We start from the raw sequence: 11702 nt of genomic DNA on the forward strand, positions 1-11702 counted from the left end.
CCTGACAGCCATTGCTGGCGGGCACAAACAATCGGACATCAAAGAGTTGCTGCCCTGGAACTACGCCAAGCCCGTGTGACCGGCGCACCGCTTACGGTATGGATCGTTGTCAAAAAACAAAACAGTTGTTAGATTTTTTCTAATTCTCGTAATGTTCGGTAGGAAAACAACATGTCTTTGATTAAGAACTCCCCAAATTGGGCGACCGGTGAACACAAGATGTTCGCGGACAGCACCCGCAAGCTTTTTGATGCTGAAATGGCTCCGAACATTGATAAATGGGCAGAGCAAGGCATCGTCGATCGTGATTTCTGGACGACTGTTGGCGAACAGGGCGTCATGGGCGGATCCATTGACGAAGAGTACGGCGGGTTTGGTGGCGGCATCGGGTTCGATGCGATCACCGTCTATGAACAGGGCCGCACCGGTGACACCGGTTGGGGCTATGGCATTCAGACCATCGTGATCCATTACATCAACGCCTATGGCAGCGAAGAGCAGAAGAAAAAATGGTTGCCGAAGTTGATCAGCGGCGAGAACGTTGCCGCGATTGCCATGACCGAACCGGGAACGGGGTCCGACCTTCAAAACGTGCAAACCCACGCGGAAAAAGACGGCAATCACTACAAAATCAACGGCTCGAAGATTTTCATCACCAATGGACATGCCGCCGATCTCATCGTGGTCGTGGCCAAAACGGATCGCGGCGCCGGTGCCAAGGGTGTTTCGCTGATCGTTCTGGAAACCGAAGGCGCCGAAGGGTTCCGCCGCGGACGTAACCTCAAGAAATTGGGCATGAAGGGTTCGGACACGGCAGAGCTGTTCTTTGAGGATGTGCGCGTGCCGACCTCAAACCTGCTTGGCGCCGAAGAAGGGCAGGGGTTTTATCAGTTGATGAAGCAACTGCCATGGGAGCGGTTGATGATCGGCATCACGGCGCTTGGCTTTATTGACTTCGCCATCGACGAAACCGTGAAATACGTTCAGGACCGCAAAGCCTTCGGCAGCCGGATCATGGATTTCCAGAACACCCGGTTCAAATTGGCCGAATGCAAGACCAAGGCCGAATTGCTGCGTAGTTTTGTCAATGACGGCATTGCGCGGCTTGAGGCCGGCGAACTGGATGCGGCCACAGCGTCCATGGCGAAATGGTGGGGCAGTCAGACCCAGAACGAGGTCATGCATGAATGCCTGCAACTGCACGGCGGTTACGGCTTCATGATGGAATATCCGATCGCGCGTCTTTATGCCGACAGCCGGGTGCAGATGATCTATGGCGGCACCAACGAGATCATGAAAGAATTGATCGCCCGGTCGATGGATATCTGATCGGTTCGGGACCGGGTGGGGTTAGGCCTTATCCGGTCCCAAAATCTCGTCGCTGTGCTCTCCAAGGCGGGGGGCGGGGCGATAATCATGACGCGCCGGGGTTGCCGAGAATCGTACCGGCGGCTGCGTTGTCCAGATCGCCCCTTCGGTCGGGTGATCGACTTGCTGAAAGAAACCGGTGGCCGCAAGATGCGGGTCGCTCGGCAGATCCGCCAGATTGCGCACCGGCATGGCGGGAATATCGGCGTCCTCCATCATCGCGAGCCAGTCATCGGTAGTCCGTGTCAGCGCAAGTTGCGCCACCATATCATAGACCGCTCCAATGTTGCGGCTGCGGACATCCATATCTGTGACCCAAGGGTGGTCGAGCATGTCATCGCGTCCGACGGCTTTGAAAAAACGCGCCCATTGCATGTTGGTGTAGGGGAGAAGCGTAATATAGCCATCTGCGGTCTGCACCGGACGGCGGTGCGGCACCAGCATACGTGCATAGCCGAAATCCTGCGGTTTTTCTTCGAATGTTGCACCATCCATATGTTCAGCCAGCAGGAAGGATGCCAGCGTTTCAAACATCGGCACCTCGACATGTTGGGCTTCGCCTGTGCGTTCGCGGTGGAATAGCGCGGCCATAATGGCGTAGGCGGCGGTCACCCCGCCAAGCTTATCGGCGAGGATTGTGGGGGCATATTCGGGCGCGGCGTCGGGGTCGCGTAGGGTTGCGAGGCTCGCCAAACCCGAAACCGATTGAACGATGTCGTCAAAGGCGGGCTTGGCGGCATAGGGTCCATCTTGACCGTAGCCGGTCGCGGAGACCGTGATCAGGTTCGGATTGGCGCTTCGCAAGCTGTCAGGGTCGAGCGACAGCCGCGCAAGCGCTGCGGGCCGGATGCTTGAAATCATCACATCGGCTTCGGCCAGCAGCTTTTGTAGCCGGTCGCGATCGGCTTGGGTTTTCAGGTCGAGCACAACACTGCGCTTATTGCGGTTGGCACCGAGAAAGGCCGCTCCCATCAACTTGTTGCGGGAGGGTTGGACTTGACGCAAAAGATCGCCGTCCGGGCCTTCGACTTTGATGACATCGGCACCGAGATCACCGAGCATTTGCGTGGCCAACGGGCCGAATACCACTGACGTTAGATCGATGACCCTGACGCCATCAAGGATCGCAGGTTTCTGTGCGGATGTCATATGTGCGCGTGTCCTGTATTATGCTCGGTTATGACCGGGGTCCGAATTCGGCACGAATTGCCGTGCCGTCGGCGTCGAAGGCCGGCGAGGGGCCTAATGTGGGTGCGCCGCTGTTGCGCCGGATCGGCGGCGTCGGGACATTGATTTCGCCGGAGGGGGTGCCAATCGTGGACCTGTCGAGCTGCGGGTGGCCCGATAGGGAGGCCACATCGTTCACGGCTCCGGATGCGATCCCTGCGGCGTTCAGCCGTTCGAGCATTGCGGCGCGGTCATGTGACGCGAACTCGGCCTTGATGATTTTTTCGAGCGCGATCTTATTGTTCAGGCGCGAGGTGTTGTCATGGAACCGTGGATCGGTCGCAAGGTCCGCGTTGCCGAGGATATGCGTGCAGAACCGATCCCATTCGCCGGAATGTTGCACGGCAACGACGACCTGTTCACCGTCGCCGCATTCATAGGCGCCATAGGGGCAGATCACCGTGTGGTTCAATCCAACACGCGGTGTCTCCTTGCCAAGATAGTCGTGATAGAGCAGGGGCACCGCCATCCAGTCGGCCATCACGTCGAACATTGCCACTGAAACACCGCTGCCTTTGCCGGTCTGGTCACGGCCGACCAAAGCTTCGCAGATGCCTGCGTGGGCTGTCATACCGGTGGCAATATCGCAGACCGAAACGCCAACTCGCCCGGGCCCGTCCGGTGTGCCGGTTACCGAGGCCAATCCGCTTTCACACTGCACCAGCAGGTCATAGGCTTTGGCGTTTTTCATCGGGCCATCTTCGCCGTATCCGGTGATATCACAGGTCACGAGACGCGGAAATTTTTCCCGCAAGGTGGCCGAATCGAGCCCGATCTTCGCCAGAGCACCCGGCAGCAGGTTTTGAATGAAGACATCGGCATGTTCCAACATCTTCAACAGGATTTCGCGGTCTTCGGCGTCCTTGATGTCCAAGGCGATCGATTCCTTGCCCCGGTTCAGCCATGTGAAATAGGCGCTTTCGCCGTTCACTGCGGTGTCATAGGCGCGGGCAAAATCACCGGCGCCCTTGCGCTCGACCTTGATGACCCGCGCACCGGCATCGGCCAAACGCGACGAGCAGAAGGGGGCGGCGACCGCCTGTTCGAGCGCGACAACGAGTTTGCCCGCAAGGGCAGATGAATGTGAACCTGACATGAGTTTCTCGCAATTGATCCTAAGGGCTTGACTAATTCTAACATCTGTTAGAAATTTTATCAACACGGTTAGCTAGCTACCGGATCATTTGAAGGAGACCGCAGGTGCAGAACACCACAGGACCAGACCACGTTTTTCAGCGTGCACTCGCCAATAACGAAATTCTGTTGCCCAAGTGTGATGACTGCGGCGCGTTTCACTTCTTTCCACGGGTTATGTGCCCACATTGCCATAGCAGCGCGATTTCGTGGACACCCGCCAGCGGCAAAGGCCGGGTTCACACCACCACTGTGGTGCGTCGCAAGCCCGAACGCGGCGGCGACTATAACATATGTATGGTCGAGCTGGAGGAAGGTGTTCGCATGATGAGCCGGGTCGAGGGGATCGCCCCCGGCGACGTTGCCATCGACATGGACGTGACCGCCTTTGTGGGCGAGGCCGACGGGGCGCCGGTCGTACTTTTCAAGCCGGTGGAGGAATAACCCATGACCAATGATCTTCGAGGAAAAACTGCCATTGTGGGCACCGGACACGCCGGGTTTGGCGAGGCACATGGTCTGACGGCCTATGATGTCATGGCGCAATCGGCGCTTGCGGCGCTTGGCGATGCCGGGCTGAAGCTGTCCGACGTTGACGGGCTGTTCTGCACCATGATGGAAGACAGCATGCCGGCCCTTATGGCGGCGGAATATCTGGGTATTCAGCCGCGCTTTATCGACGGCACCATGCTGGGCGGGTCGTCTTTCGTGAACTACCTGACATCTGCGAGCATGGCGCTTGAGGCCGGTTTGTGTGATGTCGCGCTGATCGTGTATGGGTCGAACCAACGCACGGCGTCGGGGAAACTGGTGACGGCCTCGCGCCCGCCGGCCTATGAGGCACCGTATAATCCGCGCTATCCGATTTCTGCCTATGCGATGGCGGCGGCACGGCACATGCATGAATATGGCACCACCCGCGAGCAATTGGCCGATGTGGCGGTTTCGGCGCGTGCCTGGGCACAGCACAATCCCGAAGCGTTCGAGCGCGGTCCATTGACCCGTGAAGACGTGTTGGGCGCGCGTATGGTCGGGGATCCGTTGACGGTGCGCGATTGCTGTCTGGTAACCGATGGCGGCGGCGCGATCGTCATGGTGCGGTCCGACCGCGCCAAGGATTTCCCCAAGGCGCCCGTCTATGTGTTGGGCAGTGCGGCGGCAAGTTCGCACCGGCAAATATCACAAATGAAGGATTTCACAGTGACGGCCGCGCGCGAGTCGGGTCAGCGTGCCTTTGAGGCGGCGGGCGTATCACGCAGCGACATTCAGGCGGTGGAACTCTACGACGCCTTCACCATCAACACAATTTTGTTCCTCGAAGATCTCGGCTTCTGCGCCAAGGGCGAGGGCGGCGCCTTTGTCGAAGGCGGACGCATTGCGCCGGGCGGGGTTTTGCCGGTGAACACAAATGGCGGCGGGCTGTCTTGTGTGCATCCGGGCATGTACGGCATTTTCACCGTGATCGAGGCCGCGCGCCAAATCCGTGGCGATGCGCCCGGTATGCAGTTGAAGGATGTCGATCTGGCATTGGCCCATGGCAACGGCGGCGTGTTGTCGAGCCAGGTCACGGCCATTTTGGGGTCACAAAATACACTCTGAATGTAATCAAGGGAGGAAAGATTATGCCATTGGATTTCGAAGAACTTTCGAATTGGGACTTCGCAGAGATCGATCAGACGCTGACAGAGCGCGATACCATCCTATACGCGCTCGGATTGGGGTTTGGCGAAGACCCAACCGACAAAAAGGAACTGGCCTATGTTTATGAGGACGGCCTGAAGGCGGTTCCGTCGATGGCGGTGACGATGGGATATCCCGGCTTTTGGCTGCGCGATCCCAAAACCGGCGTGAATTGGCAAAAAGTGCTGCATGGTGAGCAGTGGCTGGATATCTACAAGCCGCTGCCAACAAAGGGCCGGATTATCGGCCGGACCAAGATCGACTTCATCTCCGATAAGGGCGAAGGCAAAGGCGCGGTGATCTACCAAAGCCGCGATATCATTGATGCAGACACCGGCGACAAGCTGGCGCGCGTGGCGATGTCGGCGTTTTGCCGCGGCGATGGCGGGTTTGGCGGCGAGAACAAGGCCGGCCCTGCTCCTGCGGCATTGCCGGATCGTGCGCCCGATCATGTTTGCGATATCGAAACCCTGCCGCGTCAGGCGCTTATCTACCGTTTGAGCGGTGACTATAACCCGCTGCACGCGGATCCCGATGTTGCCCGTTCGGTCGGATTTGATCGCCCGATCCTGCATGGTCTGGCGACTTATGGCCTTGCGGCACGTGCGATTTTGAAGTCCTCGCTTGATTATGATGCGTCCCGGCTTGTCGGTCTGGACGTGCGGTTCTCGGCACCGGTCTATCCGGGCGAAACCGTGCGGTTCGAGATTTGGGAAGAGGATGGCGAGGCACGGTTCCGTGCGTCGATCCCGGAACGCGATGTGTTGGTGTTGAACAACGGCGCCGCGCGATTCGCGTAAGTTAAGGGGATGTCACAGCCTCTTAAGGACATCCTCGTGCTGGATTTCAGCACCCTTCTCCCCGGCCCGATGGCGACGCTTATGCTCGCCGAGGCCGGGGCGGAGGTGATCAAGGTCGAGCGTCCCGTGACAGGCGAGGACGCGCGACACACCTCTCCGAAGATCGACGGCGAAAGCATTGGTTTTGCCGTTTTGAACCACGGCAAAAAATCGGTGGCCATCGATCTGAAGTCCGAGGACGCGCGCGCGATTCTGCGTCCCTTGCTTGAGAAGGCCGACGTTGTGGTTGAGCAATTCCGCCCCGGCGTGATGGATCGGCTCGGGTTCGGATATGAGGCGGTGCGCGCGATCAATCCGCGAATCATCTATTGTTCGATCACCGGATATGGTCAGACCGGACCAAAGGCCAAATCGGCGGGTCACGACATGAATTATGTCGGCGATGCGGGCGTTTTGTCGCTGAGCCGTGGGCCGGTGGATCAGCCCACCGCGCCCTTCGGGTTGGTCGCGGATGTCGGCGGCGGCACCTATCCTGCGGTCGTCAATATCTTGCTTGCTTTGATGGCGCGGAAACAGACCAACGAAGGGGTTCACCTCGATATTGCGATGTCCGAGGGCGCGTTTGCCTTTGCCTATTGGGCGCATGCGCAAGGCGTGATTGCCGGACAGGACATTGGCAGTGCATCCGCCCGTTTGACCGGTGGGCTTGCGCGTTACCGGCTTTATTCGGCGTCCGATGGTCGGCAGATTGCCGTCGGCGCGGTGGAAGAGAAATTTTGGCAAGCTTTTTGCGATGTTATCGGCCAACCGGAAGCGCTGCGCGATGATTGGAGCGACCCGGACGCCTGTGCGGCAGAGGTTGCGCGCCGCCTGGGAAGCCAGCCGTCCACGCATTGGGAGCCATTGCTGATTGCTGCTGATTGTTGTTGTTCCGTGGTGAAAACCCCTGCCGAAGCGGCGCGGGATCCGCATTTCACCGCGCGCGGCGTGTTCGACCGGACGTTGAACATTGCCGGTCAGGAGGTGCCAGCCCTTCCTTTGCCCATCGCGCCGGAATTCCGTTCGCCCGCAGGTTCTGCCGGACGCGCGGCCACTTTGGGAGAGGACAATGTCCGCTTTGGCGCGGATTTGCGCGACAGAGAATGAATCTCGTTGACGGGCAGGTTTTCAGTCATTAATCTAACACTTGTTAGAAAACGAGGGAGGAAATAATGGTACAGTCGAAAGATGACCTGCCGGCAGAAGCGGAACGCTATGTCATGCCGTCGCATTACGTCGAGAGCGACAGCCTTGAAGTGCAAGGTTTCGTGTCGTCCGCATTGCGCGAGCTTCCTGCGGATGCCTCCGATCGAGACAAGGCGATTCGCCTGTTTGAGGCGGTGCGCGACGATATCCGTTATGATCCCTATTGTTTTGCGCTGGATGAGGATTCTTATCGCGCCAGCCGCATTGCCGGAGCCGAAGCCGCGTTTTGCGTGCCCAAGGCCATTCTCCTTGCCGCCTGTTTGCGGGCGGTTGGTATTCCCGCCGCTTTGGGGTTTGCGGATGTGCGCAACCACCTGAACACGCCCAAGCTGCAAGAGCTGATGGAAACCGATCTGTTTATCTATCACGGCTACGTTCAATTGTGGTTGGGTGATGAAACCTACAAAGTCACGCCTGCCTTCAACATGGAGCTTTGTGAACGGTTCGGGGTCAAGCCATTGGTCTTTGACGGGTATCATGATGCCTTGTTCCACGAGTTCGACGAACAGGACCACCGGCACATGGAATATGTGAACGACCGGGGCCTGTATTTCGATGCGCCGATGGAAGAGTTTCTGATCGCCTTCAAAGAAACCTACCCGAAACTGGAAGAGTTCAACCGCGTGCGCATCGCCAAGGATTCCAGCGGCTATGATGCCGGTTTCTCGAAGGAGGGGACATCTTGAAGTATCTTGATGACTTTTCCGCAGGTCAGGTTTTTCACTTTACCAGCAACCCGATGAGCGCAGAGGCGATCAAAGCCTTCGCCCATGAGTGGGACCCGCAGCGGCTGCACACCGATGAAGATTACGCCGCCACCATTCATGGCAGTTTGATCGCTTCGGGTTTTCAGACCATGCTTGAGGTCTTCAAGCCCATCATGACGGAATTTATGATCGATGTTGCCAATATTGGCGGCATGGGCTTCGACAATCTGCGCTGGCTGCGGCCGGTTCGGCCGGATGAACCTCTTGAAGTCGAAATGAAAATTAATTCGGTGACACCGTCAAAAAGCAAGCCTGACCGCGGCGTTTTGCACTATACGCTGAGCGCCAAAAACCCCAAGGGCGAGGTCGTTTTTACAACCGACACGCCCGTTATGATCCAGCGAAAACAAACATGACACAGACTGATATGCTTTCCAGCGACCAAGAAGACCTTCGCATGCTGCGTGAGAGCGCGCGCACCCTGTTTGAGCGCGCCGGCGGCAGCGGAAGATCCAGAAAATTACGCGATGCCGATGGCGGATGGGACGCGGATATGATCCGTGAACTGGCCGAGGCCGGCGTTTTCGGCGTGACCGTTCCCGAAGACAATGGCGGGCTTGGCATGGGGCTGGCGGCCGGTGGTGTCATCGCCGAGGAAGTCGGCCGTGTGATCGCGCCGGAACCGGTGGTGGTGACCGTCGGGTTGAGCCTTGGCCTTTTGCGCCGGCTTTGCCCCGATCATGCCAAGATGGAACAACTTGTCGGCGGGACCACCGTTCTGGCCGTTGCATGGCAAGAACGCGGGCCGAATGGCGGTCCCGCTGAGGCGACCTGCCGCTACGCTGACGGAAAGCTGACCGGCAGCAAGGCTTGGGTGGTTGGCGCCGACGGAGCCGATGGTTTTCTGGTTGTGGCCGACAGCGACGCCGGGCCGGTTCTGGTTCTGGCAGAGGCCAAAGCAAGCGGATTGTCCGTGGAAAAAAGCCCACAGGCCGATGGCAGCGCGATGGGCGAGCTTTCGTTCTCGGGCACGCCAGCAGAGCAGCTTGCAGATGGTGCCGCGGTGCAGGACGCCCTTGCCGATGCGGTCAGCGATGCCACGGCTCTTGCCGCCGCCGAGCTCGTCGGGCTCAGCGATCGCGCCTTTGAAATCACCTTGGATTACATCAAGACCCGCGAACAATTCGACAAACCGATCGGGTCGTTTCAGGTTATCCAACACCGCGCGGTGGACTTGCATGTGATGCGCGAAGTCGCCCAAGCGGGCGTTCGCGAAGCCCTGGCGCAAATGGACAGCGAAGCCGATCCAAAGATCCGCGCGCGTCTCGCCAGCCGTGCCAAGGCGCGGGCCGTGAGTGCCGCGAAAAAAATCACCCGCGATTCCATCCAGTTGCACGGGGCGGTCGGTTATACCGACGAGTTCGATATCGGACTTTACCTGAACCGGGCGCTGGTGCTGTCGGCTTGGTTGGGCGATGACGCCTATCACCGGCGGATGTGGTTCGATGCGCGCGAAGAAGAAGGGGCAGCACAATGACTGATTGGAACGCAATGAGCGACGCGGAGTTCCGCAAGGAAGTGCGTGGGTTCTTCGAAGCGGAATATCCCGAAGAGTTGCGCCATCTGCCGCACCGTCCGAAATTTGCCGAGATCGAGCATTGGCATGTCAAGCTCCACGCCAAAGGCTGGGTTGCGCCTGCGTGGCCTGCGGAATTTGGTGGCATGGGCCTGAACGCCGCTAAGCTGTTGATTTTCTACGAAGAACAGCAGCGTTGGGGCGTGAACCGTGGCCGCGACATGGGCATTCAAATGGTTGGCCCGCTGATCATCAAATTCGGCACGCAAGAGCAAAAAGATTATTGGCTTCCGCGTATCCTGAGCTGCGAAGACATCTGGTGCCAAGGCTATTCCGAACCCGGTGCCGGCTCTGATCTGGCCAATCTGCGCACCCGCGCAGACATTGAGGGCGACGAGTTTGTCATCAACGGCCAGAAAATCTGGACCACGATGGCGCATGACGCCACGCATATCTTCATGTTGGTGCGCACCGATCCGGATGCCCCGAAGAAACAGCAAGGGATCAGCTTCCTGCTGGCACCGATGGATCAACCGGGCGTCGAAGTGCGCACGATCACCACATTGTCGGGCGAAACGGAATTCTGCGAGGTGTTCTTTGACAACGCCCGCACGCCGAAGGACAACCTTGTTGGCGAGCTGAACAAAGGCTGGACCATGGCCAAGGCGCTGTTGAGCTTTGAGCGTATCTTCATCGGCTCGCCCAGCTTGGCGCAGAACGCGCTCGGGCAGCTTGAAAGCTTTGCCCGTGGCCGCGGTGCCTTTGACGATCCGGTGTTCCGCGACCGTTTCGCGCAGGCCGCTCTCGACGTTGAGGATCACGCTGCGCTCTATGGCCGTTTTGCGGACCAACTCAAACGGGGCGAAACCCTCGGCGCGGATGTCTCGATGCTCAAGATTTGGGTGACCGAGTGTTTCCAACGCATCACCGAATTGATGATCGAGGCGGCTGGCCCTGATGGCGGCACCATCGGCCCGCTTCAGGTCGGCAATGTCAACGTTGATGTCTTGGCGAGCTTTTACAAGGCCCGCCCAACAACGATCTACGGTGGATCCAACGAGATCCAGCGCAACATCCTTTCCAAGGCCGTCCTCGGATTGCCTGGTTAAACCCGCACTGACATCTGATAGAGGAAGTAAGATATGTCTGATCGCTATGCAAAGTACCACAAGATGAAGTTCGACTACCCGGCGGATCGCGTTTTGCGCATCACGTTCGACCGGCCAGAGTCGTTCAATTCCGTTGACGCGGAAACCCACACCCAGATGACCGATATGTGGATCGACATCGACCGCGACCCCGATATCAACGCGGTGATCGTAACCGGTGCGGGCAAAGCCTTCTCCGCAGGCGGCGATTTCAGCCTGATCGAAAACATGATCGGCAACTCGCATGAGATCATGAAAACGTGGAAAGAGGCCAAAGACCTCGTCTACAACATCATCAACTGCAACAAGCCGATCATTTCGGCCATCAACGGCCCGGCTGCGGGCGCGGGTCTTGTTGTCGCTATTCTCGCGGACATCTCGATTGCCGGCAAACGTGCCAAAATCGTCGATGGTCACCCGCGCTTGGGTGTTGCCGCCGGTGACGTTGCTGCGATCATCTGGCCGCTGCTGACCTCGATGGCCAAAGCGAAATACTACCTGATGACCTGCAAGCCGGTGTCTGGCGAAGAAGCAGAGCGCATCGGTCTCGTTTCGATGTGCGTCGAAGACGAAGAGCTGCAGCAAACCGCTTTGGATACAGCTGTTGAGCTGGCCAATGGATCGCAAAGCGCCATCCGCTGGACCAAATATTCGCTGAACAACTGGCTGCGCCAGGCAGGCCCGATTTTCGACGCTTCGACCGCGTTGGAAATGCTCGGCTTCATGGGCGAAGACGTGAAAGAAGGCGTGCTGTCGCACCGCGAGAAACGCGCACCGAACTTCCGCAAAGACTGCCCGCTCTAAGCAACACAAGGTC

12 protein-coding genes are annotated in these 11702 nt (G+C 58.5%); 10 read left to right on the forward strand and 2 right to left on the reverse strand.

Going from position 1 to position 11702, the window contains the following annotated elements:
• Positions 1-171 precede the first annotated feature (171 nt).
• The gene (locus ARCT_RS0101345) at positions 172-1329 is read left to right on the forward strand and encodes an acyl-CoA dehydrogenase family protein (RefSeq protein ID WP_027238495.1); all 1158 of its coding nucleotides are present in this window, start codon (positions 172-174) and stop codon (positions 1327-1329) included.
• 21 nt (positions 1330-1350) lie between these two features.
• Here the strand turns inward: ARCT_RS0101345 and ARCT_RS0101350 are convergent, their stop codons facing one another.
• Positions 1351-2517 (reverse strand): CaiB/BaiF CoA transferase family protein, encoded by a 1167-nt coding sequence (locus ARCT_RS0101350; RefSeq protein WP_027238496.1) that lies wholly within the window; start codon positions 2515-2517, stop codon positions 1351-1353.
• Positions 2518-2545: 28 nt separating this feature from the next.
• Positions 2546-3691 (reverse strand): CaiB/BaiF CoA transferase family protein, encoded by a 1146-nt coding sequence (locus ARCT_RS0101355; RefSeq protein WP_027238497.1) that lies wholly within the window; start codon positions 3689-3691, stop codon positions 2546-2548.
• 104 nt (positions 3692-3795) lie between these two features.
• On the opposite strand from ARCT_RS0101355, the gene ARCT_RS0101360 reads away from it, so the two are divergent.
• The 9 genes from ARCT_RS0101360 (at position 3796) to ARCT_RS0101400 (ending at position 11689) form a co-directional block, all read left to right on the forward strand.
• Positions 3796-4173 carry a Zn-ribbon domain-containing OB-fold protein gene (locus ARCT_RS0101360; RefSeq protein ID WP_027238498.1) on the forward strand — a complete coding sequence of 126 codons (378 nt, stop codon included), beginning with the start codon at positions 3796-3798 and terminating at the stop codon, positions 4171-4173.
• A gap of 3 nt (positions 4174-4176) precedes the next feature.
• The gene (locus tag ARCT_RS0101365) at positions 4177-5328 is read left to right on the forward strand and encodes a thiolase (RefSeq protein WP_027238499.1); all 1152 of its coding nucleotides are present in this window, start codon (positions 4177-4179) and stop codon (positions 5326-5328) included.
• Between the two features lie 23 nt (positions 5329-5351).
• Positions 5352-6209 carry a MaoC/PaaZ C-terminal domain-containing protein gene (locus ARCT_RS0101370; protein WP_027238500.1) on the forward strand — a complete coding sequence of 286 codons (858 nt, stop codon included), beginning with the start codon at positions 5352-5354 and terminating at the stop codon, positions 6207-6209.
• 9 nt (positions 6210-6218) lie between these two features.
• Positions 6219-7355 carry a CaiB/BaiF CoA transferase family protein gene (locus ARCT_RS0101375; RefSeq protein ID WP_027238501.1) on the forward strand — a complete coding sequence of 379 codons (1137 nt, stop codon included), beginning with the start codon at positions 6219-6221 and terminating at the stop codon, positions 7353-7355.
• A 65-nt stretch (positions 7356-7420) separates the two neighbouring features.
• Complete coding sequence (locus ARCT_RS0101380; protein WP_027238502.1) at positions 7421-8140, forward strand: transglutaminase-like domain-containing protein; 720 nt, start codon at positions 7421-7423, stop codon at positions 8138-8140.
• Positions 8137-8577 carry a MaoC family dehydratase gene (locus ARCT_RS0101385; RefSeq protein WP_027238503.1) on the forward strand — a complete coding sequence of 147 codons (441 nt, stop codon included), beginning with the start codon at positions 8137-8139 and terminating at the stop codon, positions 8575-8577. Before ARCT_RS0101380 ends, ARCT_RS0101385 begins: the two co-directional genes overlap by 4 nt.
• Entirely contained in the window at positions 8574-9698 is a 1125-nt protein-coding gene (locus ARCT_RS0101390; RefSeq protein WP_027238504.1) for an acyl-CoA dehydrogenase family protein, read from the forward strand. Before ARCT_RS0101385 ends, ARCT_RS0101390 begins: the two co-directional genes overlap by 4 nt.
• Positions 9695-10846, forward strand: coding sequence for an acyl-CoA dehydrogenase family protein (locus tag ARCT_RS0101395; RefSeq protein ID WP_027238505.1), 1152 nt, complete (start codon positions 9695-9697; stop codon positions 10844-10846). Before ARCT_RS0101390 ends, ARCT_RS0101395 begins: the two co-directional genes overlap by 4 nt.
• Before the next feature lie 33 nt (positions 10847-10879).
• Positions 10880-11689: an enoyl-CoA hydratase/isomerase family protein gene (locus ARCT_RS0101400; protein ID WP_027238506.1), complete on the forward strand. Its 810-nt coding sequence runs from the start codon at positions 10880-10882 to the stop codon at positions 11687-11689.
• The last annotated feature ends 13 nt before the right edge of the window (positions 11690-11702 follow it).

The sequence above is a fragment of the Pseudophaeobacter arcticus DSM 23566 genome, assembly GCF_000473205.1.
Classification (GTDB): Bacteria; Pseudomonadota; Alphaproteobacteria; order Rhodobacterales; family Rhodobacteraceae; genus Pseudophaeobacter; species Pseudophaeobacter arcticus.